Origin of the sequence: Haemophilus sp. HMSC071C11, assembly GCF_001837655.1 — a bacterium.
GTDB lineage: Bacteria > Pseudomonadota > Gammaproteobacteria > Enterobacterales > Pasteurellaceae > Haemophilus > Haemophilus influenzae.
This window is the reverse complement of the sequence record NZ_KV833405.1, coordinates 1-23,791: the sequence shown is the minus strand read 5'-3', so window position 1 is coordinate 23,791 and position 23,791 is coordinate 1. Positions and strand designations below refer to the sequence as shown.

The 23,791-nt window shown below is 37.9% G+C and carries 28 protein-coding genes, 1 pseudogene and 1 riboswitch; of the genes and pseudogenes, 11 read left to right on the top strand and 18 right to left on the bottom strand.

Going from position 1 to position 23,791, the window contains the following annotated elements; genetic code table 11:
* The first annotated feature begins 271 nt into the window (after positions 1-271).
* Positions 272-360: riboswitch (TPP riboswitch) on the top strand.
* A gap of 73 nt (positions 361-433) precedes the next feature.
* The 4 genes from HMPREF2644_RS03180 to tenA are packed head-to-tail and all read left to right on the top strand — an operon-like array spanning position 434 to position 3,514.
* Positions 434-1,153, top strand: a complete 720-nt coding sequence (locus HMPREF2644_RS03180; protein WP_005662667.1) for an ABC transporter ATP-binding protein — start codon at positions 434-436, stop codon at positions 1,151-1,153.
* A complete protein-coding gene (locus HMPREF2644_RS03175; RefSeq protein WP_048954962.1) occupies positions 1,153-1,890 on the top strand; it encodes an ABC transporter permease in 738 nt (245 codons plus the stop codon). The genes HMPREF2644_RS03180 and HMPREF2644_RS03175 overlap by 1 nt, the downstream gene beginning before the upstream one ends.
* A 22-nt stretch (positions 1,891-1,912) precedes the next feature.
* Positions 1,913-2,857 carry an ABC transporter substrate-binding protein gene (locus tag HMPREF2644_RS03170; protein WP_070828225.1) on the top strand — a complete coding sequence of 315 codons (945 nt, stop codon included), beginning with the start codon at positions 1,913-1,915 and terminating at the stop codon, positions 2,855-2,857.
* 9 nt (positions 2,858-2,866) lie between these two features.
* Positions 2,867-3,514, top strand: a complete 648-nt coding sequence (gene tenA, locus HMPREF2644_RS03165; RefSeq protein WP_005654829.1) for a thiaminase II — start codon at positions 2,867-2,869, stop codon at positions 3,512-3,514.
* Between the two features lie 99 nt (positions 3,515-3,613).
* Here tenA and HMPREF2644_RS03160 read toward each other — a convergent pair whose 3' ends face one another.
* The 4 genes from HMPREF2644_RS03160 to HMPREF2644_RS03145 are packed head-to-tail and all read right to left on the bottom strand — an operon-like array spanning position 3,614 to position 7,075.
* Complete coding sequence (locus HMPREF2644_RS03160) at positions 3,614-4,429, bottom strand: metal ABC transporter permease (RefSeq protein ID WP_005688938.1); 816 nt, start codon at positions 4,427-4,429, stop codon at positions 3,614-3,616.
* Entirely contained in the window at positions 4,422-5,270 is an 849-nt protein-coding gene (locus HMPREF2644_RS03155; RefSeq protein ID WP_070828224.1) for a metal ABC transporter permease, read from the bottom strand. Before HMPREF2644_RS03155 ends, HMPREF2644_RS03160 begins: the two co-directional genes overlap by 8 nt.
* A gap of 3 nt (positions 5,271-5,273) precedes the next feature.
* Complete coding sequence (locus HMPREF2644_RS03150; RefSeq protein ID WP_048954967.1) at positions 5,274-6,194, bottom strand: ATP-binding cassette domain-containing protein; 921 nt, start codon at positions 6,192-6,194, stop codon at positions 5,274-5,276.
* Complete coding sequence (locus HMPREF2644_RS03145) at positions 6,194-7,075, bottom strand: metal ABC transporter substrate-binding protein (RefSeq protein WP_050838496.1); 882 nt, start codon at positions 7,073-7,075, stop codon at positions 6,194-6,196. Before HMPREF2644_RS03145 ends, HMPREF2644_RS03150 begins: the two co-directional genes overlap by 1 nt.
* 170 nt (positions 7,076-7,245) lie before the next feature.
* On the opposite strand from HMPREF2644_RS03145, the gene HMPREF2644_RS03140 reads away from it, so the two are divergent.
* Positions 7,246-7,710: a hypothetical protein gene (locus tag HMPREF2644_RS03140; protein ID WP_070828223.1), complete on the top strand. Its 465-nt coding sequence runs from the start codon at positions 7,246-7,248 to the stop codon at positions 7,708-7,710.
* 92 nt (positions 7,711-7,802) lie between these two features.
* On the opposite strand, the gene HMPREF2644_RS03135 is transcribed toward HMPREF2644_RS03140, so the two are convergent.
* Positions 7,803-8,681, bottom strand: coding sequence for a D-alanyl-D-alanine carboxypeptidase family protein (locus tag HMPREF2644_RS03135; protein WP_070828222.1), 879 nt, complete (start codon positions 8,679-8,681; stop codon positions 7,803-7,805).
* A 245-nt stretch (positions 8,682-8,926) separates the two neighbouring features.
* On the opposite strand from HMPREF2644_RS03135, the gene HMPREF2644_RS03130 reads away from it, so the two are divergent.
* The 6 genes from HMPREF2644_RS03130 (at position 8,927) to HMPREF2644_RS03105 (ending at position 14,729) form a co-directional block, all read left to right on the top strand.
* The gene (locus HMPREF2644_RS03130) at positions 8,927-10,078 is read left to right on the top strand and encodes a dual-specificity RNA methyltransferase RlmN (protein ID WP_070828221.1); all 1,152 of its coding nucleotides are present in this window, start codon (positions 8,927-8,929) and stop codon (positions 10,076-10,078) included.
* A gap of 100 nt (positions 10,079-10,178) precedes the next feature.
* Positions 10,179-10,718: a type IV pilus biogenesis/stability protein PilW gene (gene pilW, locus HMPREF2644_RS03125; protein WP_070828220.1), complete on the top strand. Its 540-nt coding sequence runs from the start codon at positions 10,179-10,181 to the stop codon at positions 10,716-10,718.
* Between the two features lie 71 nt (positions 10,719-10,789).
* The gene (locus tag HMPREF2644_RS03120; protein WP_042611894.1) at positions 10,790-11,701 is read left to right on the top strand and encodes a RodZ domain-containing protein; all 912 of its coding nucleotides are present in this window, start codon (positions 10,790-10,792) and stop codon (positions 11,699-11,701) included.
* Between the two features lie 8 nt (positions 11,702-11,709).
* Entirely contained in the window at positions 11,710-12,816 is a 1,107-nt protein-coding gene (ispG, locus tag HMPREF2644_RS03115; RefSeq protein ID WP_011272008.1) for a flavodoxin-dependent (E)-4-hydroxy-3-methylbut-2-enyl-diphosphate synthase, read from the top strand.
* Between the two features lie 9 nt (positions 12,817-12,825).
* Positions 12,826-14,097 carry a histidine--tRNA ligase gene (hisS, locus tag HMPREF2644_RS03110; RefSeq protein WP_038440737.1) on the top strand — a complete coding sequence of 424 codons (1,272 nt, stop codon included), beginning with the start codon at positions 12,826-12,828 and terminating at the stop codon, positions 14,095-14,097.
* Positions 14,098-14,114: 17 nt separating this feature from the next.
* Entirely contained in the window at positions 14,115-14,729 is a 615-nt protein-coding gene (locus HMPREF2644_RS03105) for a YfgM family protein (RefSeq protein ID WP_011272010.1), read from the top strand.
* 50 nt (positions 14,730-14,779) lie between these two features.
* Here the strand turns inward: HMPREF2644_RS03105 and iscX are convergent, their stop codons facing one another.
* The 13 genes and pseudogenes from iscX to HMPREF2644_RS03040 all read right to left on the bottom strand — a co-directional run.
* Positions 14,780-14,974, bottom strand: coding sequence for a Fe-S cluster assembly protein IscX (gene iscX / locus HMPREF2644_RS03100; RefSeq protein ID WP_005659903.1), 195 nt, complete (start codon positions 14,972-14,974; stop codon positions 14,780-14,782).
* Positions 14,974-15,315: an ISC system 2Fe-2S type ferredoxin gene (gene fdx, locus HMPREF2644_RS03095; protein ID WP_005656373.1), complete on the bottom strand. Its 342-nt coding sequence runs from the start codon at positions 15,313-15,315 to the stop codon at positions 14,974-14,976. Before fdx ends, iscX begins: the two co-directional genes overlap by 1 nt.
* 39 nt (positions 15,316-15,354) lie before the next feature.
* Entirely contained in the window at positions 15,355-17,214 is a 1,860-nt protein-coding gene (hscA, locus tag HMPREF2644_RS03090) for a Fe-S protein assembly chaperone HscA (protein ID WP_011272011.1), read from the bottom strand.
* A gap of 18 nt (positions 17,215-17,232) precedes the next feature.
* Positions 17,233-17,919 (bottom strand): DUF2625 domain-containing protein, encoded by a 687-nt coding sequence (locus HMPREF2644_RS03085; protein WP_005669116.1) that lies wholly within the window; start codon positions 17,917-17,919, stop codon positions 17,233-17,235.
* Positions 17,920-17,969: 50 nt separating this feature from the next.
* Positions 17,970-18,494 carry a Fe-S protein assembly co-chaperone HscB gene (gene hscB / locus HMPREF2644_RS03080; protein ID WP_011272012.1) on the bottom strand — a complete coding sequence of 175 codons (525 nt, stop codon included), beginning with the start codon at positions 18,492-18,494 and terminating at the stop codon, positions 17,970-17,972.
* A 12-nt stretch (positions 18,495-18,506) separates the two neighbouring features.
* Positions 18,507-18,830, bottom strand: a complete 324-nt coding sequence (gene iscA / locus HMPREF2644_RS03075) for an iron-sulfur cluster assembly protein IscA (protein WP_005649164.1) — start codon at positions 18,828-18,830, stop codon at positions 18,507-18,509.
* A gap of 57 nt (positions 18,831-18,887) precedes the next feature.
* Positions 18,888-19,268, bottom strand: coding sequence for a Fe-S cluster assembly scaffold IscU (iscU, locus tag HMPREF2644_RS03070; RefSeq protein ID WP_005654861.1), 381 nt, complete (start codon positions 19,266-19,268; stop codon positions 18,888-18,890).
* 59 nt (positions 19,269-19,327) lie between these two features.
* Positions 19,328-20,542: an IscS subfamily cysteine desulfurase gene (locus tag HMPREF2644_RS03065; RefSeq protein ID WP_005649169.1), complete on the bottom strand. Its 1,215-nt coding sequence runs from the start codon at positions 20,540-20,542 to the stop codon at positions 19,328-19,330.
* 66 nt (positions 20,543-20,608) lie between these two features.
* Entirely contained in the window at positions 20,609-21,061 is a 453-nt protein-coding gene (gene iscR / locus HMPREF2644_RS03060) for a Fe-S cluster assembly transcriptional regulator IscR (RefSeq protein ID WP_005654871.1), read from the bottom strand.
* Positions 21,062-21,113: 52 nt separating this feature from the next.
* Positions 21,114-21,839 carry a tRNA (cytosine(32)/uridine(32)-2'-O)-methyltransferase TrmJ gene (gene trmJ, locus HMPREF2644_RS03055; RefSeq protein WP_005654873.1) on the bottom strand — a complete coding sequence of 242 codons (726 nt, stop codon included), beginning with the start codon at positions 21,837-21,839 and terminating at the stop codon, positions 21,114-21,116.
* A 648-nt stretch (positions 21,840-22,487) separates the two neighbouring features.
* Positions 22,488-22,946: a hypothetical protein gene (locus tag HMPREF2644_RS03050; RefSeq protein ID WP_013525579.1), complete on the bottom strand. Its 459-nt coding sequence runs from the start codon at positions 22,944-22,946 to the stop codon at positions 22,488-22,490.
* Complete coding sequence (locus tag HMPREF2644_RS03045) at positions 22,943-23,545, bottom strand: hypothetical protein (protein ID WP_070828219.1); 603 nt, start codon at positions 23,543-23,545, stop codon at positions 22,943-22,945. The genes HMPREF2644_RS03050 and HMPREF2644_RS03045 overlap by 4 nt, the downstream gene beginning before the upstream one ends.
* Before the next feature lie 15 nt (positions 23,546-23,560).
* A pseudogene (locus HMPREF2644_RS03040) lies at positions 23,561-23,791 on the bottom strand (phage tail protein); the annotation flags it as partial.

Sequence of the window (23,791 nt, the reverse complement as noted above, 5' to 3'; positions counted from 1 at the left end):
TTGATTGATTGATTGATTGATTGATTGATTGACATATTGTACCGTTCATTGAATAAAATAGAAGTTATCCCTAAAAAATAATAAACATTATATAGATTTATAGAACTTTTTACTAAACGTTGATTATACCTTCCTAAAATTATTATCTAATATCAGTTGTACTATCTCCGTTGTATCTTAGCAAGAAAAATTTAAAAATGCTTTTCTTGTTCCATTCGGATAGAAACCTAATCGCTTGTTTTTTCTACCAAACAAGCGTAAACTTACCAACAATTTTTAGTCGGGGTGCCGAAAGGCTGAGATGATACCCGTGAACCTGAAACAGTTAGTACTGACGTAGGAAACTAATATGCCAAAAAATCCATTTTCTTTTCATTCCATTTCTTATCCTTTCTTTTTTATTACGCATTCCCTTTAATCATTGAGGCGAGCGATGGTGCGTATTCAAGATTTGAGTCTTGCCTTTAATGAACAAACGTTATTTGAGCATCTTAATTTAACCCTGTTGCCGAACGAATGGGTGAGCTTATTGGGCAGTTCAGGCGTGGGGAAATCGACACTTTTGCGACTACTGGCGGGCATTGAAACGCAAGGTGTGGTGCAGGGGAAAATCCTATTTGAACCGAAAATTCGTATTGCGTGGTTGCCTCAAAAAGAGACACTTTATCCGTGGTTGTCAATTGTCGATAACGTGCAGTTGCAAGCGGTCTTATTTGGACGAAAATCTGTAAAAACCACTGAAAAAGCTAAAATGTTGCTTGAAAAAGTGGGAATGGCAGCACATTGGCACAAGCCTTGTTCGCAGCTTTCGGGCGGGCAAAAACAGCGGGTTGCCTTGGCACGCACCTTAATGCAAGAGGCGGATTTGATTTTGCTTGATGAGCCTTTTTCCGCTCTTGATGCCATCAGTCGCCATCAACTTCAAGATTTAGCCTTTGAACTGCTCGAAGATAAATCAGTGCTGCTCGTGACCCACGATCCGCAAGAGGCATTACGGCTAAGTCAGCGTATTTTTGTGTTGCGTTCGCCTGAATCTCATCAAACAGCATTATCGGCGGTAATTTTGCCCGAAGGTAACGCCCCGCGTGAGTTGCATCAAGCCAATTTATGGGCGTTGCAGCAACAATTATTGCGAGAATTAGGGGGCGAATAATGAAAATTCGCCTACTTAAACCGCTTTTAATTGTTGGCGTGTTGTTGATGCTCTGGCAAATGGTCGCAACCTTGGGCAGCTTTCCACACTACATTTTTCCCTCACCACAAGCTGTCGGGCAGCAGTTATTCACACACGCTGAACTGCTTTGGCAGCATACGCAAGTCACGTTGTTAGAAATCTGCTTAGGGCTGTTGTTAGGCTTTCTATTTGGGTTGATTTCGGCGTTGTTGCTCTCATTTTCTCGTCAAATTTCCGCTGTGTTATTGCCGATTTTGGTCATTTCGCAAGCGATTCCCGTGTTTGCCATTGCGCCGTTGTTGGTGTTGTGGTTTGGCTATGGAATGGCATCCAAAATTGTGATGTCGGTGCTGATTATCTACTTCCCCGTCACGGCAGCTTGTTATGATGGACTACGCAACACCCCACAAGCGTGGCTCGATTTGGCGAAAACCTTTAACATTTCCCCCTTGCGTTTATTGCTTAAAGTGCGATTACCTGCGGCTTTGCCTGCTTTTGCTTCAGGCTTGCGAATTGCCGTTTCGGTCGCCCCGATTGGTGCGGTGGTGGGCGAATGGGTAGGTTCATCTGAAGGGTTGGGGTATTTGATGATTCACGCCAATGCCCGAATGCAAGTCGATTTAATGTTTGCCGCCTTACTGATTTTAGTGTCAATTTCACTCTGTTTATATTTCAGCATTGATTGGCTATTACACCGTTTTATTTGGTCTGTTTAACTTTTCATTAAAGGAGAAAAAGATGAAGATAATCATCCGTTATTTCAGCTTTGTAATGGGGCTAATGCTCACGCTTCCTAGCTTTGCAAAAGAGAAAATCAGCGTAATGCTAGATTGGTATGTAAACCCCGATCATGCAGCCATCATTGTGGCTCAACAAAAAGGCTTTTTTGAAAAAAATAACTTGGAGGTTGAAATTATCGAACCTGCTGATCCTGCATTACCGCCGAAATTAGCTGCGGCAGAAAAAGTTGATTTAGCCGTGAGTTATCAGCCTCAGCTTTATCAACAAGTGGCAGAAGGCTTGCCTTTAGTGCGAGTGGGTTCACTGATTTCAAATCCATTAAATAGCGTAGTGGTATTAAAAAAGAGCAATTTGAAAAGCCTTGCTGATTTAAAAGGTAAAAAAGTGGGGTATTCTGTCAGCGGTTTTGAAGATGGATTACTTGATACAATGCTTCATTCTATTGGTTTAAGCAATAAAGATGTGGAATTAGTGAATGTAAATTGGTCGCTTTCGCCCTCCCTTTTAACTGGACAAGTGGATGCTGTGATTGGTGCATTTCGTAATTTTGAACTCAATCAGCTTGCTTTAGAAAAGCAAGAAGGTATCGCATTCTTCCCTGAACAATATGGTGTGCCAGCTTATGATGAGTTGATTTTAGTTGCTAATAAAAACGGCGTAACAGATAAAAAAACATCTGCATTTTTGACCGCACTTGAACAAGCCACAAGCTATCTACAAGCTCACCCCAATGAAGCGTGGCAAGCCTTTGTCAGCTATAAACCAAACGAACTTAACACGCCATTAAACCAACTGGCGTGGAAAGACACGCTCCCCTTGTTAGCCAATAAACCTCGCCAATTAGACGCTAAACGTTATCAACAAATGGCAGAATTTATGCAACAAAAAGGCTTAATTCCAAAAGCCTTAGCGTTGAAAGAATATGCGGTAGAAATTGAATAAGGAAAAAAGATGATTGAACAACTCATTCAACAAGCTCAGCCTTATTGGCAACAATATATTGAACACGAATTTGTGCAACAGCTCGCAAAAGGTACGCTACCCAAAGCTTGTTTTCAGCATTATTTAAAGCAGGATTATCTCTATCTTTTTCATTACAGCCGAGCCTTTGCCTTAGGTGTATTCAAGGCAAAAAATTTCGCTGAAATGGAAACACCTCGTAAAACCTTAGAGATTCTTTGCCAAGAAATTCAACTACATTTAAATTATTGCCGTGAGTGGGGAATTAGTGAGCAAGAGATTTTTGCTACTCAAGAAAGTGCCGCTTGCATTGCTTATACTCGCTATTTGCTTGATTGTGGCATGACGGGCAGTTTGGCTGAGCTTTATGCAGCTGTAACCCCTTGTGCTTTGGGTTACGCTCAAGTTGCTCGTTACATTACTCAGCATTATCCTCGCTTACCGAACAATCCTTATCAAACGTGGATTGATACCTATGCGAGTGAGGAATTTCAACAAGCCGCCCAAGAAACCGTTGATTTTCTTACCGCACTTTGCAACCCACTAAACCCAAGCCAGCTTGCTGAGATTCAACAGATTTTCACCACTGCAACTAGAATGGAAATTGCGTTTTGGCAAATGGGGTTGGATTTGGCTTAGGCTTAGATTGGCGATTAGACGAATGACTTTATTTATCTCCCAACGGATAAATTTATTGCGATTTTCTACCTTCTCTTTGAGAAAAGAGGGGTAGAAAAATTATCTTATTCTAATCTTGCTATAAGCTAATGCTATAACAAAAAATGCGGCTTGCAGAAGAATAATACAAGCACCTGTTGAGGCATCAAAATGATAGCTCAATATTACGCCAATTAGGCTTGATGCAATGGAACTTGCAATAGCAACCCATAACATTTTATCAAAAGATTTGGTAAGCGTAAGTGCGGTAATTCCTGGTGCAATTAACATTGCCACCACCAAAATAACACCTACCACTTGCATCGTGCTTACAATGGTTAAAGCAAGTAGAATTAATAAACCATAATGTAAAATTTTAGGAGAAAGTCCTGCAACACGGGCGTGACTTGGATCAAAACAATAAAGCAGAAAGTCTTTACGTTTAAAGACAATCAGACAAAAAATTATCGCAGAAATGACCGCACTTTGAATCAGCTCTTGATGACTTACACCCAACACATTACCAAACAAAATATGGGTTAAATGCTGTTCTGTTTGAATTTTGGTAAACATAACCAAACCAATAGCAAACATTCCAGAAAATACAATACCCATTGCTGTATCTTCTTTTATACGGCTATTTTCTTTCAAATATCCCACACCAAGCGAACAAAAAATACCTGAGAAAAATGCACCAATGGCTAAAGGAATTCCTGCCAAATAAGCAAGTACAATACCAGGTAATACAGCGTGAGAAATTGCATCACCCATTAATGACCAACCTTTCAAGACTAAATAGCAAGAAAGTAACGCACAGATAATCGAAACAATCAATGCGGTCAATAAGGCATTTTGCATAAACTCAAATTGTAGCGGTTCTAAAAGCCAATCAAACATTTTCTACCGCCTTTTTATTACGAGTTAATAAGCCATATTTTGGTGAAAATAAGAAAGCGACTAAAAACAATAATGTTTGCAATGTCACAATCACACCGCCTGTGGCACCATCTAAATAATAGCTAATATAAACACCAACAAAACTTGTCACCGCCCCTAAAATAATAGCGATGATTGACAAGGTTTTGAATTTATCTGTGAGTAAATATGCTGTCGCACCTGGGGTAACGACCATCGCAATCACTAAAATCGCCCCCACAGTTTGCAATGCAGCTACCACACAAGCACTTAATAAAGTAAAAAATAAAACTTTATAAAATAATGGCGAAAGCCCTACTGTTCTTGCCTGTGTTTCATCGAAAAAGATCAGTAATAAGTCTTTCCAGAACAATAAAAGCAACACTAAACAAACGCCGATAATAATTGCGACTTGGTAAATATCTTCATCAGCAATGCCTAAAATATTACCTAAAATGATATTGTGCACATTTACTGCGGTTGGATTTAAAGAAACGATTAACAAACCTAATGCAAAGAAAGTACTGAAAATAAACCCGATAACGGCATCTTCTTTCAGTTTAGAAATGGATTTAATCCAAAGAATAGAAAGTGCGGCAAAAATACCTGCAAAAAATGCACCAAGTGCATAAGGCAAGGCAAAAGCATAGGCAATTGCAACACCAGGCACAACGGAATGAGAAAGCGCATCGCCAATTAGAGACCAGCCTTTAAGCATTAAATATGAAGACAAAAAAGCACAAATGCCACCCACTGCGGTACTCAAAATCATCGCCTTGAGCATATAATCATAGGAAAAAGGTTCGAGCAATAAATCTAACATTACCTATTCCTTCTTATTTTCGACCGCACTTTTACAAGGACAGTCTTCAAAATGGCAATCCTGTGTTGTTAGCGCAGGTGGATCTTGCTTAGTTTCGCCATAGAATACAACGGCTTTTTCATCATCTGTTAAGACGGTAACAGAACGTTTATCTTCATCATTATGTAAATTTTCGCCCAATAATTTAATATGACGTAACACCCCACCAAATACAATTTCCAAATTATGTTGGTTAAAGGTATCTTCTGTTTTTCCTACGGCGATGACCGTGCGATTAATCATTACCACTTGATCACAAAAATCAGGAACAGAACCTAAGTTATGGGTTGAAACAAGAATCAGATGACCTTCTTCCCGAAGCTGTTGAAGAAGATCAACAATGGCATTTTCAGTTTTTACATCAACGCCAGTGAAAGGTTCATCCAATAAAATAATTGGACTTTGTTGTGCTAAAGCGCGGGCTAAAAACACGCGTTTTTTCTGCCCGCCAGATAACTCGCCAATTTGACGATGCGCAAGATGCTCAATATTTACTCGCTGCATCGCCTCTTGAACGTTTTGTTTATCAATCGCTTTGGGGATACGAAGAAAATTCATATACCCATAACGCCCCATCATCACGACATCATACACTGACACTGGAAATTGCCAGTCCACTTCTTCTGATTGTGGAACATAAGCAACCAAATTACGTTTCAGTGCTTGGGAAATTGGCAAATCACAAAGTTTAATTTCGCCTTGTTGTGGCTTTACAAGCCCCATTATGCTTTTAAATAATGTGGACTTGCCACTTCCATTCACGCCAACTAACGCACAAATAGTTCCACTATTGAGTGAGAACGTCATATTGTGAATAGCAGTATGACCATTGTTGTAACGCACAGTTACATCATTAACCCAAATTGATGTCGAGAAAGAGTCCATTATTTTCCGAATCCTTTAACAATGGTTGATACAGTGACGTTAAGCAAATCAATATAAGTTGGCACAGGGCCGTTTTTCGCAGAAAGTGAATCAACGTACAATACGCCACCGTATTTTGCGCCACTTTCTTTGGCTACTTGTTGTGCAGGTTTCGCTGAAATTGTACTTTCACTAAACACAACTGGAATATTGTTTTTACGAACTAAATCAATCACTTTACGCACTTGTTGTGGTGTGCCTTGTTGTTCTGCATTGATTGGCCATAAATAACCTTCTTTTAAGTTGTAATCTTTCGCCAAATAACTGAAAGCACCTTCACTTGTTACAAGCCAGCGTTGCGATTCTGGAATTTGTGCTAATTTTGCACGAAGCGGTTCATCAAGTTGTTTAATTTTTTGAGCATAGTCAGCGGCATTTTTTTCATACACAGCTGCATTTTGTGGATCGTATTTCACTAACGCATTCTTAATATTTTCAATATAAATTAAAGCATTAGATGGCGACATCCAAGCGTGTGGATTAGGCGCATCTTTATACGGGCCTTCATAAATAGATAATGGTTGAATACCTTCTGTTACTACCACAGCAGGTTTATCTTTAACATTTTGGAAGAAACGCTCAAACCAACGTTCCAAATTTAAGCCGTTCCATAAAATTAAATCGGCAGATTGCGCTTTTACAATGTCTTTTGGCGTTGGTTCATACTCGTGAATTTCAGCACCTGGTTTGGTAATAGATTCCACTGTTGCTGCATTGCCTGCCACATTTTGCGCAATATCTTGAATCACGGTAAAAGTGGTTACGACTTTAAATTTTGCGTTAGCTTGCATTGCAAATAAACCAAGTGCAAGTGCGGTCATAATTTTGAATGAATTTCGCATAAGATGTCCTTATTTAAAAAAGATAGATTGAATGCCTGAATAATCGTTCAACAGCACAACAATTATTCATCGGAAATAATAGTACTACTTTTTATGTTGTTTTGGAATGGAAATGATTATCAAAATAATAGGTTTATTTATAATTATTTCGTACAAAATGTATTGCTTTTATGAAAAAAGCATTTTGGTTAGTATTAAGTTCAGCAATAATCTTGGCTGCTTGTGATGATAAACCTAAAATGATAGAACAAACTAAAACAACTGACCAAGCGAAAATGACTGCAGAACAACCGGCTCAAAAGCCCGTATTGATCAATTATAAACAAATTGCCTTAGAGAAATCCCAGCAAGCGATTGATACAGCGAAAGTCGCTCAAGACAAATCAGTTCAAGCTAATGAAGCTGTAAAAGTGGCAATGCAAAAACAAAAAGAGGCTGAAATCGCACTAAGTCAAGGTGGCGAAGAGGCTGAAAAATTGTCTAAACAAAAAATGGACGAATCCAATGTAGCTGCAGAATTAGCTTTAAAATTGTCGGAAGAGTCCAAAGCTGCTTCTGCACTTTCAATCCAACTTTCCAAAGAAGCGGAAGATGCGGCTAATAAGGCGAATCAACAAGCTCAAGCTGAGAAATAGCGTAAGATTTATTCTTCTCATTGCTATTTAAATCAACCAAAAAAATGCGAGATAAAACAACTCTTATCTCGCGTTTTTTGTGTTTATGAACATTATTTTGATAATTGCTGAATTAGCGTATTAAATCCCACTTCATCATAGCCATCTTCATATTGAGCTTCTCCAGCTACATCACGAATTGTTCTTCCATTTAATGCTGTGCAGCCGAATTTTTCTAATTTGCTTTTAGTAAAACTAGAACGATACGCAGAGGAAATGTTATTTAAACTAATTACGCCAATAGTTGCATTTTTGCATAGGTGTTTATTAATGAAAACGAGATTATAACCAGATTCTCGAATGTAGCCCGTTTTATTCACTGCCGCATCAAAGATTTCATCACGCACTAACTTATTAGTATTTTTAATATAAAGTTTGTGTTTCCCTGCTTGGATATAAGTTGCACTAAGATTGGATAAACGTTTAATGTCCGCTTTATTTAATGAATATTTAGCGAGTTTAACCAAATCCATCGGGCTGGAAATATTATAGCTAGATAACCCTGAACTATCGTGAAAACGAGTAGAATACATACCAAGTTGATGGGCTTTTTCGTTCATTTTATTAATAAATTGGCGACGACTTATTCCCGCTGCACGAGAAAGCGCGTGGGCAGCATAGTTATCAGAATGGACAAGCATTGCTTTCAATAATTCGTTACAAGAGATAGGAATATTTTTAGGTAATTTTGTTCCAGTGCCTTTAATTCGATCCGTATCCTCTTTTGTGATTGCGATTCGACAATTAGGATTTTTATTATTCTCTAAAAATACATTAGCCGTCATTAATTTTGTTACAGAGGCAATAGGCTGAATACTATCAGGCGCATAGCTTTCCAATACTCGATTATAGGTAAAATCATACACAACATAAGACTGTGCCAGCGAAAAAGAAGGACACAAAGATAAAATAAATAAAGCTTTTTTAAACATTATTGGACACCTTAAAAAATAAGCTCACATTTTATCGCACTTTTTACGCTGTAATTGGAAATATTTGCGATCTAGATCGCAAAAAAGTGCGGTAATATTTTCCATCGTTTTTCAATTCCGCTAGATTATGCAATGACAAATCTGTACAATCGCCGTTCATTTTTTAATTGCGAATTTTTCGTTGTGAGTTTTTGATAAAACACCTGCACAACGCTATCGCCACAATGTGTAATAACGAGGCTAAAATGTCAGAATTATTGTCTGTGCAATCAGATGCACCCGCTAAAAAAATTAATCTAATGGATTTAACGCGCCAACAAATGCGCGAATTTTTTAAAGAACTCGGCGAAAAACCATTCCGAGCAGATCAGTTAGTAAAATGGATTTATCATTTTGGCGAAGATAACTTCGACAATATGACAAACATTAATAAAAAATTACGTGAAAAACTTAAAGCGGTTGCAGAAATTAAAGCCCCAGAAGTTGCCGTTGAACAGCGTTCAGCCGATGGCACGATAAAATGGGCAATGCAAGTGGGCGAGCAGCAAGTTGAAACTGTGTATATTCCCGAAGCAGATCGCGCGACGCTTTGTGTATCTTCCCAAGTTGGCTGTGCCTTAGCTTGTACATTTTGTTCAACAGCACAACAAGGATTTAATCGCAATTTAACGGTTTCAGAAATTATCGGTCAAGTATGGCGAGCCTCTAAAATTATTGGTAACTTTGGTGTAACTGGCATTAGACCCATTACCAATGTAGTAATGATGGGAATGGGCGAACCCTTGTTAAATGTCGCTAATGTTGTTCCTGCAATGGAAATTATGTTAGATGATTTTGCCTACGGTTTATCAAAACGTCGTGTGACTTTATCCACTTCTGGCGTTGTACCAGCACTAGATAATTTGAGCAAAATGATCGATGTGGCTTTGGCTATTTCATTACATGCCCCAAACGATGAATTACGTGATGAAATCGTTCCAATCAACAAAAAATATAATATCAAAACCTTGATTGACTCAGTAAATCGTTATTTAAATGTATCAAATGCAAACCACGGCAAAGTAACGATTGAATATGTGATGCTCTATCATGTGAATGATGGCGTTGAACATGCTCATCAACTGGCAGAAGTATTAAAAAATACGCCTTGTAAAATTAATTTAATTCCGTGGAATCCGTTCCCTGAAGCACCTTATGCAAAAAGCTCGAATACGCGAATTGACCGCTTCCAAAAAACCTTGATGGAATATGGCTTTACTGTGATTATTCGTAAAACGCGTGGAGATGATATTGATGCGGCTTGCGGACAGTTAGCGGGAGATGTTATCGATCGTACTAAACGTACGGCAATGAAACGCCAATTTGGACAAAATATTGGGGTAACAGAAGTTAATTAATATTCTAGGTATGTGAATGGTTCAAGTTCACATATCTTATGTTTTCATACAAATTAAAGCATATTAAATATTTCTTCCTACCCTGTTAAAAGGAGAAAAAATGCAAACAATAATTAAACAACTAAGTGCGGTTATTTTCCCTTTTATTTTTTCTGCCTGCGTTTCACAATCTGCATCTAACTTAGATCATCAAGCTGCCGCCAAAGCGCGTGTGGAACTCGCTTTGAGCTATCTTCAGCAAAATAATCCTCAACTGGCTAAAATCAATTTAGACAAAGCACTTCAACACGATAAAAATTACTATCTCGTACATTCAGCACTTGCACATTATTATCAACAACAAGGGCAAATAGAAAATGCCTTTCGTGAGTATGAAATAGCCGTAAAACTTAATCATAAACAAGGCGATGTGCATAATAATTTTGGTACGTTTCTATGTAGTCAAAAGAAATTTGAACAAGCTCAGCAACAATTTGAATTAGCCCTTAATTCGCCGAATTATTATCATCAAGCAGATACATTTGAAAATATCGTGCTTTGTGCTTATTCCGCGAAAAAAATGGATATTTATCAGCAAACATTAGAAAAATTACGTCAAATCGATGGAAAACGTGCGGAAAAATTCAATAGCCTAAAATAAAGCATTGCCAAATCAAGTATTGGACTTTAAAATTTAGCCTCCATTTACCGCCTAATTATTTGATTAAATTTATGAATCCAACTACTGAGCAAGTGCTTTCCCCTGGTGAGATTTTTCGTCAAACACGCGAAGCCTTAAATCTTTCTCTTGAAGATGTCGCTAAAGAAATCACGCTACGCCCTTCTATATTAGAGCAACTTGAAAATAATGAATTTATTCAAAAATCTACCCCTGCAATCTTTGTAAAAGGTTATGTGCGTAGCTATGCAAAGTTCTTACGTTTGCCAGATTCTGTGTGGGAAAATATTGTTTTTGCTGAAACAGAAAAAAATGATTTAGGGAAAAATGCACGTTCAACCCGTGCCGTTAATCAATATTCCTCTCACAATCGTTGGATCGGGCGTTTAACCGCAATAGTATTCGTGATGGTAATTGGTATGACTGGGCTTTGGTGGTGGCAAAGTTATCAACAAAATACTCAAGAACGCGATGATTTAGTGCAAAGCTATGTTGCCTCTACCGAAAACAATCAGCCCACCACCGCTCTTGTGACAACAGAAGAAACTAATAAATCTGCACCAGAAACAGCAGCACCAGTCTCACAACCAGTAGAAATAACAAATAATCTGTTACCAGAAATAGCACAAGAAAATAGCGTTTCACAACCCAAAAACGATGAAAAATCAGTTTCAGACATTCAAAGTGCGGTCGAAAATCCAAGTATTTCTCCAACGTTACCTATAGCAAAAGGCGATTTAGTGATTGAAATACTAGCAAATAGCAGTTGGATTAGTGTAAAAGATAACGCTCGCCACGTATTAGCACAAAAAGAATATAAACAAGGCGAAATATTAACCTTTAATGGCAATGAATTTTCATTAATTGTAGGCGCACCAAGCAATGTGCGTATCACTTACAAAGGCGAGAATTATCCTCTCAAAGTGGATGGTCGCGTAGCAAAATTCAAGCTTTCACAACCTTAGGAAAAATAATGTCAGCTTTTCAGCCAACTATTAAGCGTCGTGAATCGACAAAAATTTATGTGGGAAATGTACCAATTGGTGGGGATGCACCGATTGCCGTGCAATCAATGACAAATACTCGCACCACTGATGTGGAAGCGACAGTTGCTCAAATTAAATCATTAGAACGTGTTGGTGCAGATATTGTTCGTGTATCTGTTCCAACAATGGATGCTGCGGAAGCATTTAAACAAATTAAACAACAAGTGAATGTCCCGCTCGTAGCAGATATTCATTTTGACTATCGTATTGCGTTAAAAGTCGCAGAATATGGAGTGGATTGTTTACGTATCAATCCTGGCAACATTGGTCGTGAAGATCGCGTCCGTGCCGTTGTTGATTGTGCGCAAGACAAAAATATTCCGATTCGTATTGGTGTAAATGCAGGCTCTTTAGAAAAAGATTTGCAAGAAAAATATGGCGAACCAACGCCAGAAGCCTTGTTAGAATCCGCATTGCGTCATGTAGAAATTCTAGATCGTCTTAACTTCGATCAGTTTAAAGTGAGCGTAAAAGCCTCCGATGTATTCTTAGCGGTTGAATCTTATCGTTTACTGGCTAAAGCAATTAAACAGCCTTTACATTTAGGCATTACAGAAGCAGGTGGCGCACGCGCTGGCGCAGTAAAATCTGCGGTGGGTTTAGGAATGTTATTAGCTGAGGGCATTGGTGATACACTGCGCATCTCTTTGGCGGCAGATCCCATAGAGGAAATCAAAGTCGGTTTTGATATTTTGAAATCTTTACGGATTCGTTCAAGAGGAATTAACTTTATTGCTTGCCCAACCTGTTCTCGCCAAGAATTTGATGTAATCGGTACAGTAAATGCGCTAGAACAACGCCTTGAAGATATTATTACACCAATGGATGTATCTATTATCGGTTGTGTAGTGAATGGTCCTGGCGAGGCACTCATCTCCGATCTCGGCGTAACGGGCGGTAACAAAAAAAGCGGTTATTATCTTGACGGCGAACGCCAAAAAGAGCGTTTTGATAACGAAGATATAGTGAACCAATTAGAAGCAAAAATTCGTGCGAAAGTCGCACGACAAGATCCAAAAAACAGAATTATTTAAGGAAAGCGCGTGGCAAAAACAATTCAAGCAATTCGTGGTATGAACGATTGCGCCCCAACAGAATCTCCATTATGGCAATGGATTGAAGCACAAGTACGCAATGTATTAAATAGTTATGGCTATTCGGAAGTGCGTATGCCAATTGTAGAAAGTACGCCATTGTTTGCGCGTGCAATCGGCGAAGTAACTGATGTTGTCTCAAAAGAAATGTACACCTTTTGGGATAACGATGAACAATTAACCTTACGCCCTGAAGGCACAGCAGGTTGTGTGCGAGCAGCCATTGAACACGGTTGGATCTATAATAATGAACAACGCTTATGGTATATCGGGCCAATGTTCCGTCACGAACGTCCACAAAAAGGGCGTTACCGTCAATTCCATCAAGTAGGTGTTGAGGTATTCGGTATTGCGAATCCAGAAATCGATGCCGAATTAATCATGCTTACCTATCGTTTATGGAAAGCGTTAGGTATCGATCAACATGTTACACTTCAACTTAACTCAATTGGTTCTTTAGAAGCTCGAGCAAATTATCGTTCAGCTTTAGTTGGATTCTTAGAAAACCATCAAGATTTAATGAGCGATGAAGAAAAAGAGCGTTTAGTAAGAAATCCGCTTCGTATTTTGGATACAAAAAATCCAGAATTACAAAAAGTATTAGATAACGCGCCTAAATTACTTGATTATTTAGATGATGAAAGCCGTGCGCATTTTGAACAATTATGTTCATTATTAGATGCTGTTGGTATTCAATATGAAATTAATCCTAAACTCGTTCGTGGTTTAGATTATTACAACAAAACTGTATTTGAATGGGTAACCTCCGCTCTTGGTGCACAAGGTACCGTGTGTGGTGGCGGTCGTTATGACGGTTTAGTGGAACAACTTGGCGGACACGCAACGCCAAGTATCGGATTTGCGATGGGATTAGAGCGTTTAGTCTTGTTGGTACAAGAAGTTAATCCAAATGTTCCTGCGAAAAGTGCGGTGGATATTTATGTTGTTTATCAAGGCGAAGGCGCAACATTAGTCGCTTTTGAATTAGCGGAAAAAGTACGCTCGGAATTACCGCACTTAAATACCATGTTGCACTGCTCTGGCGGTAATTTTAAAAAACAATTTAAACGTGCAGATAAATCTGGTGCAACATTGGCATTAGTTATCGGCGAAAGCGAAGTACAAAATAAACAAGTCGTTGTTAAACACTTACAAGGTGGCACAGATCAGCAAACCTTAGATTTAGTGAATATAATCGACTATCTTCAAACTCAATTTTAATTTAAAAGGGGAAAAACATGGCTTATTCCATTGAAGAAGAACAAGAGATTAACCAGTTAAAAGACTGGTGGAAAGAGAATGGCAAAACAATTATTGTCGCTTTTATCTTAGGTGTGGGTGGTATGTTTGGATGGCGTTATTGGCAATCGCACCAAGCAGAACAAATCGCTCAAGCTTCTGCACAATACGATACTTTAATTAATTCTGTGCAACAAGACGAACAGGCTAAAAAAGCAAATATAGAACAATTTGTGCAAGCGAATAGCAAAACTGCATACGCTGTATTTGCTTTGTTAGATGAAGCGAAAAAAGCCACTCAAAAACAAGATTTTTCAGCAGCAGAAGCAAATTTAAACCAAGCATTAACCCAATCTCAAGATGAAGTATTAACATCTATTGTTGCATTACGTCTCAGTGCAGTACAATTTCAATTGGGTCAATTAGACAATGCTTTAACCACCTTAAACCAAGTGAAAGGCGAAAGTTTTAATGCTCGCAAAGCGATTTTAACGGGCGATATCCAAGTTGCAAAAGGAGATAAAGTTGCGGCGAAAAACAGCTTTGAGCAAGCACAACAAAGTGGTAGCCAATTAGAACAACAAATGGCAAAAATGAAATTAAACAACCTTTAAAAAATAATACCCGCATCAAAGTGCGGGTATTTTTTCAATCAAATTTCTGATTATTCAAATTCATCCAGCCATTTTAATAAAATAGCCTCAAGAATTGATTCATTTGATTTATTCGGATCGTCATCAAAATCTTCAAGTTCACAAATCCATTTATGTAAATCAGTAAAACGAACTGTTTTTGGATCTAAATCTGGATTACGATCGTAAAGTTCTTCTGCAATTAATTGGGCGTCTGTCCATTTCATTAGTGAGCCGCCTCATTTGCGTGATTAAGGTTATATTTTGGAATTTCTACCACAAGATCTTCATTTCCCACGACGCATTGACAAGATAAACGGCTATCCATTTCTAATCCCCAAGCCTTATCTAGCATATCTTCTTCTTGATCACTCGTTTCATTTAAAGAATCAAACCCCTCACGAACAATCACGTGGCAAGTTGTACAAGCACAAGAACCATCACAAGCGTGATGAATTTCTACTCCCGCATTGTGAGCAACTTCTAATAAGTTATCTCCTGTTGCAGCATCAACGACCATACCTTCAGGACAAAAATCTTCATTAGGTAAAAAAATCACTTTTGGCATAATACTTTCCTCAAAATTATTTAATATCTGACTGCAGTTTTACGGATTTTCAATGTCTGACAGATTTTTACCTGTCAAAGCTTTATTAATTGATGCATTCATTCGGCGAGCAGCAAATTCTTGGGTAGCAGTGTCTAAGGCTTTAATTCCTTGCGCAATTGCATCGCGATCTGAACCTTGTTTTACATCCATTAATTGTTTTAACACAGTTTCAATATGATGAAATTCATCTGTGCTAAGCAATTCAGCCCCATCTGCTTGTAGTGCAACAATCACGCTTTCAATAACACGATCTGCTTCCACACGCTGCTCTGCCAATTCACGTGCTTGTAAATCTTCTTGTGCATTATCAAAAGAAGATTTAATCATTGCGGTTACTTCTTCATCAGTTAATCCATAAGATGGTTTAATTTGTATTGAAGCCTGTACTTTTGTCGATTTTTCCATCGCTGTAACGCTTAATAAACCATCTGCATCCACTTGATAAGTCACTCTAATATGGGCTGCCCCCGCCGCCATTGGCGGAATACCTCGTAGAGTAAAGCGTCCTAAAGAACGACAATCATCGACTAGCTCTCGTTCGCCTTGTAGCACATGAACACTCATTGCCGTTTGCCCATCTTTAAAAGTAGTAAACTCTTGCGCACGAGCCACAGGAATTGTTGTATTACGTGGAATAATTTTTTCCACTAATCCGCCCATCGTCTCAATGCCTAAGGAAAGCGGGACAACATCAAGTAATAACATATCAGAATCAGTTTTATTCCCGACTAAAATATCTGCTTGAATTGCAGCACCAAGTGCCACAACTTTATCAGGATCGATTGAGGTTAATGGTGTTTTACCAAAAAACTCGCCAACTTGTTCTCTTACATAAGGCACGCGAGTTGAACCACCAACCATTACTACGGCTTGTACTTCTTCGGATTCCACATTGGCATCTTTCAATGCCCGACGACAAGTTAGCAATGAACGTTTTACAAGCGGATAAATTAATTCATTGAATTGTTCCCGCGAAATCTCTACTGAAAAATCTTGCCAAGAAATAACCGCACTTTTTTCATTAGTCAAGGTAATTTTAGCTTGGTTGGCAAGGGTTATTAGCTCACGCTGTTGATTTGCTGTTTGTGGTTTTAGCTTAGTTTGTTCTATTACCCAATCTGCAATTAAATGATCAAAATCATCTCCACCTAATGCAGTGTCTCCCCCCGTTGCTAAAACTTCAAAGATACCTTTTGATAAACGTAAAATTGAAATATCAAATGTGCCACCGCCTAAATCATAAACCGCAATAATGCCTTCTTGCCCACTATCCAATCCATAAGCAAGTGCAGCTGCAGTAGGTTCATTCAATAAACGTAATACATTTAGCCCAGCTAAACGCGCAGCATCTTTAGTGCTTTGACGTTGAGCATCATCGAAATAAGCTGGAACTGTAATCACAACCCCAGAAAGCTCACCTCCAAGGCGTTGTTCTGCAATGTGATTTAAGCGCGATAAAATATCTGAAGACACTTCAATTGGACTTTTAGGCCCCTGTGCCGTAATAATTAAAGGTAATCCATTTTCACTCGCCACAAATTCATAAGGCAAACTAGAATAACGAGACTGAACATCAGGAAGGCTGCGACCAATTAAGCGTTTTACTGAAATCACCGTATTTTTTGGATCAAGTGAGGCTTGCTCAAAGGCTTCTAAACCAACTTTCTTCTCTTCAACGCCATAATGAACAACTGACGGCACAAGACTGCGTTCTTGTTCATCATTAAGAATCACGGATTGCCCACTACGCACGGATGCAACCAAAGAATTGGTTGTTCCCAAATCAATCCCAACGGCTAAACGATGTTGATGCGGTGCCGCAGCTTGTCCTGGTTCTGCAATTTGTAATAATGCCATATGCTATTTTTCTACTAGTTATGCGACGGAATACGCCAAATCAAATTTATTTTTTTCTGCAAAGTTTGCTTGGTAATGGGTTTCAATATTGACTTCCTGTTTTTGACGTTCATCAATTGCTATTTTTCTGTCTTGGTTTAAATCAGGCGTAAATACAAAAACTTGGTTACCATCTAATTGTTTTACATCATCTTGCCAATTTTTCCAAAATAGCCCTTGATAAAAGGCCTCTACATCGCCATTCAATGCCCAAGCTAAAAATTCTGTGTAAGTAAAATTTAAATTATGCCAAGTAAGATCTTTTGATGAATAGTAATAAATTTTTCCAATATTATTGCCTAACGAACCACCATTTAACGCAAAATAACCACCAATCACATCATCTGCAACTAATAAATATTTTGGTTTTTCGCCTGACTCACTAAAAGATTTACTGAAATTCCAATCCATCAAGCCACGCGGTAATTTAAAACTTCCAGAACCTAAAATACGTAACCAACCATAATGAATTAAAATTCCACCTGTTTCATAGATTACTGCACCCATTGGCGAGGATGTTGGCATTTGCATAGTAAAAAGCTCACGCTCCGCACTGGATTGATCTTTTTTAATTACTTCACAATGATTGCGAGCGTTATCAATCCATTGGGAAAGGGTTATCCAAGCAGAATGTTCTGGACTAGTGAGCTGTTCAAGAGTTTGCATAGTGTTATTTATTCACATCTCGTAGGGGCAAATTACATTTGCCCCCAGATTTAATCTAATTCAAAAATTCGTTCTTCCACACGTTCAATTTCTTCAGAAAGTTTATGGGTAAAACGTAATTTATCACAGTATTGAGATGCTCTCGCCCATTGTTGAGATTTCAAACTCTCAAAAAGTGCGGTCAATAATGATTGAGTTTCTTGTTTAATTTCTTTCGCAAAAACATTTAATGCTCTTTCATCTTGCTGGCTTTCAACATCTTCTAATTGTTCGCGCCATTGTAATTGTTGCATTAAAAACGCCACATCTTGCGTGCTTTTTTGTTCAAGATCTAACTGCTCACCAGTATTAAGAGCAATGATCGCTTCAGCTCGCAAAATTGGGTCTTTTAACGTTTTTAAGGCATCATTCACTTCGGTAGATTTTTGCATCGCAACACGTTGCTCTAAAGCACTACTTGAGACAAAATTATCTGGATGTAGGGCCTTTTGTAATTTTAAATAACGTGCATTTAGTACTTTTTCATCCAGCTGAAAATCAACTGGCAAATCAAAAATTTGAAAAGGATTGAACATCAGATTATTACCTTAAACGTGGAAACTTTCGCCACAACCACAAGATTCTTTTACATTTGGATTATTATATTTAAAGCCTTCATTTAGGCCTTCTTTTACATAATCCAGCTCAATGCCATTGAGATAAACGAGACTTTTTGGATCGACAATAATATTAACACCGTGCTGCTCAAAAACTTGATCTTCGGAATTTAAAACATCTACAAACTCAAGTACATAAGCTAAGCCTGAACAACCTGATGTTTTCACACCTAAACGTAATCCAATACCTTTACCACGATTATCCAAAAAGGCTTTCACTCGCTGAGCTGCTTTTTCTGTTAATGTAATACCCATCTATCCCCCAAACACCGCTAAAAATGCGGTCAAAATTGGCCGCACTTTTTCACATGATTAGCCTTGTTTTGCTTTATAATCAGCAATTGCTGCTTTAATTGCATCTTCTGCTAAAATAGAGCAATGCACTTTCACTGGCGGCAATTCTAATTCTTCAGCAATTTGGCTATTTTTAATTGCCCCAGCTTCTTCTAAAGATTTACCTTTTACCCACTCAGTAATTAATGAACTAGATGCAATCGCAGAACCACAGCCGTAAGTTTTGAATTTTGCATCTTCAATAATGCCATTATCATCTACCTTGATTTGTAGTTGCATAACATCACCACAAGCTGGCGCACCGACCATTCCAGTACCAACATTGCTATCTTTTTTATCCAATGATCCCACATTACGTGGATTTTCATAATGATCAATTACTTTTTCGCTATAAGCCATTTTAACTTTCCTTTTTTCAATTCTAGTAAATGCCATTGTCAGATAATGGCAACTAAATATTAGTGAGCTGACCACTCAATGGTATTTAAATCAATACCTTCTTTAAACATATCCCATAATGGCGATAATGCACGAAGTTTTTCTACCGCACCCTTCATTAAATTAATTGTGTAATCAATTTCTTCTTCAGTAGTATAACGACCTAATGTGAAACGAATTGAACTGTGTGCCAATTCATCATTTAAGCCAAGTGCGCGCAATACATAAGATGGCTCTAAGCTAGCAGATGTACAAGCAGAACCAGAAGAGACAGCAATATCGCGCAACGCCATCATTAAGGACTCTCCCTCAACATAGTTAAAACTAATATTTAAATTGCTATCTAAACGATGTTCCATTGAACCATTTACATAAGTTTCTTCAATATCTTTTAAGCCATTATATAAACGATCACGAAGTGCTTTTAAACGCGGCATTTCTGATGCCATTTCTTCTTTTGCAATTCGATATGCCTCTCCCATTCCTACGATTTGATGAACAGGTAATGTACCTGAACGCATGCCACGTTCGTGACCACCACCATGAATAATCGCCTCTAAACGTATGCGAGGTTTACGACGAACATACAATGCGCCAACACCTTTTGGCCCGTAAAGTTTATGGCTAGACATCGACATTAAATCAACAGCTAATTCTTCCAAATTAATTTCAACTTTACCAACACTTTGAGTTGCATCCACATGGAAAATTGTTTTATTTGCACGACAAAGTTCGCCAATAGCTTTAATATCTTGTAACACACCAATTTCATTATTAGCGTGCATAATTGAAGCTAGAATTGTATCTGGACGAAGCGCAGCTTTGAATTTTTCTAAATCAATTAAACCATCAGCTTCTGGAGACAAATAAGTGACTTCAAAACCTTCTCTTTCTAATTGACGGCAAGTATCTAACACTGCTTTATGTTCAGTTTTACAGGTAATAATGTGTTTACCTTTAGTTTGATAGAAATGCGCCGCACCTTTAATTGCGAGGTTGTCAGATTCTGTCGCACCAGAAGTAAAGACAATTTCACGAGAATCTGAGCCAATGAGATCAGCGATTTGATTACGCGCAATATCAACAGCTTCTTCTGCTTGCCAACCAAATTTATGTGAGCGAGAGGCTGGATTGCCAAATGTGCCATCGATGGTTAGAAACGCCATCATTTTTTTCGCAACACGTTCATCGACTGGACAGGTCGCTGCGTAGTCTAAATAAATAGGTAATTTCATTTTCACTCCTAAATTATGCTAAATATAACCGCACTTTTTTATTAAAAAATATACTGCTTATCCTTTTTATTGATTAACTAATAAATTACTAAAATCACGATGAGATTGACGTTTTACATTACGCTTATTTACCAGCTCTGCTAACGTAATCTCATTTAAAAAACTTTCAATACGTAAACTTAAATCTTCCCAAAGTTCGTGAGTTAAACATTCCACACCATTTTTACAATTTTCACGCCCCAGACATTTCGTTACGTGAATATTTTCATTTACTGCCGCAATAATCATTCCTACAGAAATTTGTTCACTTGGTAGCCCTAACTGATAACCACCTCCTGGCCCGCGAACACTTTTGACTAAACCGTCTTTACGTAATTTAGCAAAAAGTTGCTCTAAATAAGATAAGGAAATATGTTGGCGTTCAGAAATATCCGCAAGGCTTACAGGCCCGCCATCTGCATTTAAAGCAATATCTAAAACGGCTGTAACTGCATAACGACCTTTCGATGTAAGTTTCATAAAGAATCCCTAAAAATTAATTGCGCAATACTTACATATCTGACTAATTTAGTCAATTATTCTCTTTTGTTAAATCAATTCGTTTTTCAACCGCACTTAGCATACCATTTAAAATATTTAATTCGTTTTTCTCTAATTTTGCACGATAGTATAAACGCTTTAATTTACGCATAACTCCTTGATTTTGAATAAATCCAAGAGACTGATATATACGTTCTGTGTAGTCAAAAAAATAAGCTAACTGATCTGTTGTTGGATAGTTTTTCTCTATTAAAGAAAGTGAATTTTTCTTATTATTTTGAACTAAGAAAGCCATACGCAATTCATAACTTACCAGTTGCACAGCCATTGCTAAATTTAAAGAAGAATAATCAGGATTCGCTGGAATATTCAAGTGATAATGACATTTCAGCAGTTCTTCATTGGTTAATCCAATACGCTCACGACCAAACACAATAGCTATCTTGCCTTTATACGCTACAACTTTCTCCGCGCATTCTCGAGGCTCGATCAATGTATTTTGTAAATGACGTAAGCGAGCACTTGTTCCAATTACCAAAGAGCAATCATCGACGGCTTCATCAAAACTATCGACAACCCTAGCATTTTTTACAATATTTTCTGCGCCAGCTGAAAGGGCATAAGATTGTTCATCAACAGATTTAGGTGAAACAAGACAAAGCTGGGTCAATCCCATCGTTTTCATTGCTCTAGCCGCAGAACCAATATTACCACTGTGCGAAGTTTCAATTAAAACAATACGAATATTTTCCAACATAATGATGCCCGACTAAAATTTAAGGGTATTCTACCACAATAACCGCTAAAAATAGTCAAGAATTTAAGCAAATTAAAGAAACTTAAAATATTAGAGATGAATAATAAAAATGGTGGGTTGTGAGAGACTCGAACTCTCGACTGACGGATTAAGAGTCCGAACCAGTTATAATAGATATTAATCAATAATAAATTATAAATCAACCACTTACGCATATAGATATTATATATTTATCCATTAGTCCTATCAACCTTCCATACCTTTTTACACCTATCTTGTCAAATTCTCGTCAAACTAAAATCATTTAATCCTAGCTGATCATTGAGTTAATGATAAACAGTATTTAGAAAGTTCGGTGAATTTTCATCGCGCTTTAGGTGTAACCGCCCGCTAAATTTGAGAAATAAAAACGCCCTTTAAATCATCATTAAAGGGCGTTTAAATTAGATATAAGAAACAGCGAAATTCCCCACCGCTTGTCTTAAACTCTATCTGGCCAAGGGTCGGACGTTGTCCACATCATGGCTGGCGGTCTTAGATTTTTGGGGCCAATGTCAGGTATTGCCTCATTGCCTTTTATTTTAGGGTCTGCGTGGTATGGGGTAAATCGCATAAAATTTCCAGTGGAAATTAATGATCGGTTTGTCTTTAGTCATCATGTTTAAACATTGCCCCTAATTGATTCGGACTAAATCGCCAGCCATTTTCCCCACCGCAAATCGCATTAAAACACCATTCGCTACAAAAATATTTTGAGCGTTTTTGTTTGATTCCAAGTACGATTCCTAGCGCACCCCACCAGTCATACCTCATGTTTTTAGTTTGCTCGAAATAAGCCTTAATCCGCTCTTCCGTTATGTTTTGCAGTTCAATTAAATCCCACTTCTCATGTTCTAAGTACATGATCTTACTACGTACTCCACCATCTCGTATTGATGACGAATAGCAGACCTTAAAACCTTTATTTACGACAATTTCACAATGGCTATATAAACCTTTAGTAAGCTTACGAGTTAACCAATCTGATAATCGAGCCAAGATCGCTTTAGGTGTCCAGCCTGTTTTCTTGCCTTTATACAACGCTAAATAAACCTTACCTTCCGTCATTGTTGCACCTCCGTTAATGCTTTCATTTTTCTGATAATGTCATTATGAATTTGCTGTAATTCTTCTTCACTCAATTCTTCGTGCTTGAGCTCATACTTACGCATACGCTGCACCGCGAGTTGTTCTTGCAGTGTTCGTAATCCTTCAGCCTGTTTTAAAATTAGCAATGTCGCTGATTTGTTATCAAGTCCTGCGACAGTTGCAAAACTTGATATATAGATGCTTACTTCGCCAGTAAAATTCGCTTCTTTAAATGCCAGAGCTGCAGATTCACGTTCTTTGTATTCCTCGGAAAAACGCGTCCACTTCGCACTAATACTAGCTGCTGTATCATCAATGCTATCAACTAGTCTTTTAATGAGTTCACGCTTAATTTCAGTTTGCTTCTCCTCATCAATAACCCAGCTATTTCCATTCCATATGTGTAATTCCGTTGGTTGTCTATCAACTAGAATGTATTGACTTTTAAAATAAATAAGTTGTTTAGTCTCAAGCTCTGATTCGTTTTCTACTTCCATTTCCACAAAATCATTTAAGTTTTGCGGAATAGGGAAAATTTGATAACTATTCAAATTTTCTTTTAAAAAATAGACTTTCATTTATCTATCACTCCTTCATCGGATATCAATACGTTTTACAAAACGACCAGCAAGATCTTGAATTTGTATTGCTGTACCGTTTCTATCAACAGTCACAGCGAATGTCTTGACTTCTACATAATTCAAAAATGAACCATTACGGGGAAATCCTCGTACTTGACGAACATCAAGCCAATGAACTCCGCCTCCTGTTTTACCTTCAATTTCTGCACCCACTTCAAAACTGACAATTTCAATATTGTTATT

Bases quoted from the DNA above. Each gene is read 5' to 3' on its own strand.
- HMPREF2644_RS03140 (WP_070828223.1), top strand. From the start codon at position 7,246: ATGAAAAAAGCATTTTGGTTAGTATTAAGTTCAGCAATAATCTTGGCT.
- iscU (WP_005654861.1), bottom strand. From the start codon at position 19,268: ATGGCTTATAGCGAAAAAGTAATTGATCATTATGAAAATCCACGTAAT.
- HMPREF2644_RS03065 (WP_005649169.1), bottom strand. From the start codon at position 20,542: ATGAAATTACCTATTTATTTAGACTACGCAGCGACCTGTCCAGTCGAT.
- HMPREF2644_RS03045 (WP_070828219.1), bottom strand. From the start codon at position 23,545: ATGAAAGTCTATTTTTTAAAAGAAAATTTGAATAGTTATCAAATTTTC.
- iscX (WP_005659903.1), bottom strand. From the start codon at position 14,974: ATGAAATGGACAGACGCCCAATTAATTGCAGAAGAACTTTACGATCGT.
- HMPREF2644_RS03145 (WP_050838496.1), bottom strand. From the start codon at position 7,075: ATGCGAAATTCATTCAAAATTATGACCGCACTTGCACTTGGTTTATTT.
- HMPREF2644_RS03130 (WP_070828221.1), top strand. From the start codon at position 8,927: ATGTCAGAATTATTGTCTGTGCAATCAGATGCACCCGCTAAAAAAATT.
- HMPREF2644_RS03120 (WP_042611894.1), top strand. From the start codon at position 10,790: ATGAATCCAACTACTGAGCAAGTGCTTTCCCCTGGTGAGATTTTTCGT.
- pilW (WP_070828220.1), top strand. From the start codon at position 10,179: ATGCAAACAATAATTAAACAACTAAGTGCGGTTATTTTCCCTTTTATT.
- HMPREF2644_RS03180 (WP_005662667.1), top strand. From the start codon at position 434: ATGGTGCGTATTCAAGATTTGAGTCTTGCCTTTAATGAACAAACGTTA.
- trmJ (WP_005654873.1), bottom strand. From the start codon at position 21,839: ATGTTGGAAAATATTCGTATTGTTTTAATTGAAACTTCGCACAGTGGT.
- HMPREF2644_RS03150 (WP_048954967.1), bottom strand. From the start codon at position 6,194: ATGGACTCTTTCTCGACATCAATTTGGGTTAATGATGTAACTGTGCGT.
- iscA (WP_005649164.1), bottom strand. From the start codon at position 18,830: ATGGGTATTACATTAACAGAAAAAGCAGCTCAGCGAGTGAAAGCCTTT.
- HMPREF2644_RS03105 (WP_011272010.1), top strand. From the start codon at position 14,115: ATGGCTTATTCCATTGAAGAAGAACAAGAGATTAACCAGTTAAAAGAC.
- tenA (WP_005654829.1), top strand. From the start codon at position 2,867: ATGATTGAACAACTCATTCAACAAGCTCAGCCTTATTGGCAACAATAT.
- HMPREF2644_RS03085 (WP_005669116.1), bottom strand. From the start codon at position 17,919: ATGCAAACTCTTGAACAGCTCACTAGTCCAGAACATTCTGCTTGGATA.
- HMPREF2644_RS03155 (WP_070828224.1), bottom strand. From the start codon at position 5,270: ATGTTAGATTTATTGCTCGAACCTTTTTCCTATGATTATATGCTCAAG.
- HMPREF2644_RS03135 (WP_070828222.1), bottom strand. From the start codon at position 8,681: ATGTTTAAAAAAGCTTTATTTATTTTATCTTTGTGTCCTTCTTTTTCG.
- iscR (WP_005654871.1), bottom strand. From the start codon at position 21,061: ATGAAACTTACATCGAAAGGTCGTTATGCAGTTACAGCCGTTTTAGAT.
- hscB (WP_011272012.1), bottom strand. From the start codon at position 18,494: ATGTTCAATCCTTTTCAAATTTTTGATTTGCCAGTTGATTTTCAGCTG.
- HMPREF2644_RS03050 (WP_013525579.1), bottom strand. From the start codon at position 22,946: ATGACGGAAGGTAAGGTTTATTTAGCGTTGTATAAAGGCAAGAAAACA.
- HMPREF2644_RS03170 (WP_070828225.1), top strand. From the start codon at position 1,913: ATGAAGATAATCATCCGTTATTTCAGCTTTGTAATGGGGCTAATGCTC.
- hscA (WP_011272011.1), bottom strand. From the start codon at position 17,214: ATGGCATTATTACAAATTGCAGAACCAGGACAAGCTGCGGCACCGCAT.
- fdx (WP_005656373.1), bottom strand. From the start codon at position 15,315: ATGCCAAAAGTGATTTTTTTACCTAATGAAGATTTTTGTCCTGAAGGT.
- ispG (WP_011272008.1), top strand. From the start codon at position 11,710: ATGTCAGCTTTTCAGCCAACTATTAAGCGTCGTGAATCGACAAAAATT.
- HMPREF2644_RS03175 (WP_048954962.1), top strand. From the start codon at position 1,153: ATGAAAATTCGCCTACTTAAACCGCTTTTAATTGTTGGCGTGTTGTTG.
- HMPREF2644_RS03160 (WP_005688938.1), bottom strand. From the start codon at position 4,429: ATGTTTGATTGGCTTTTAGAACCGCTACAATTTGAGTTTATGCAAAAT.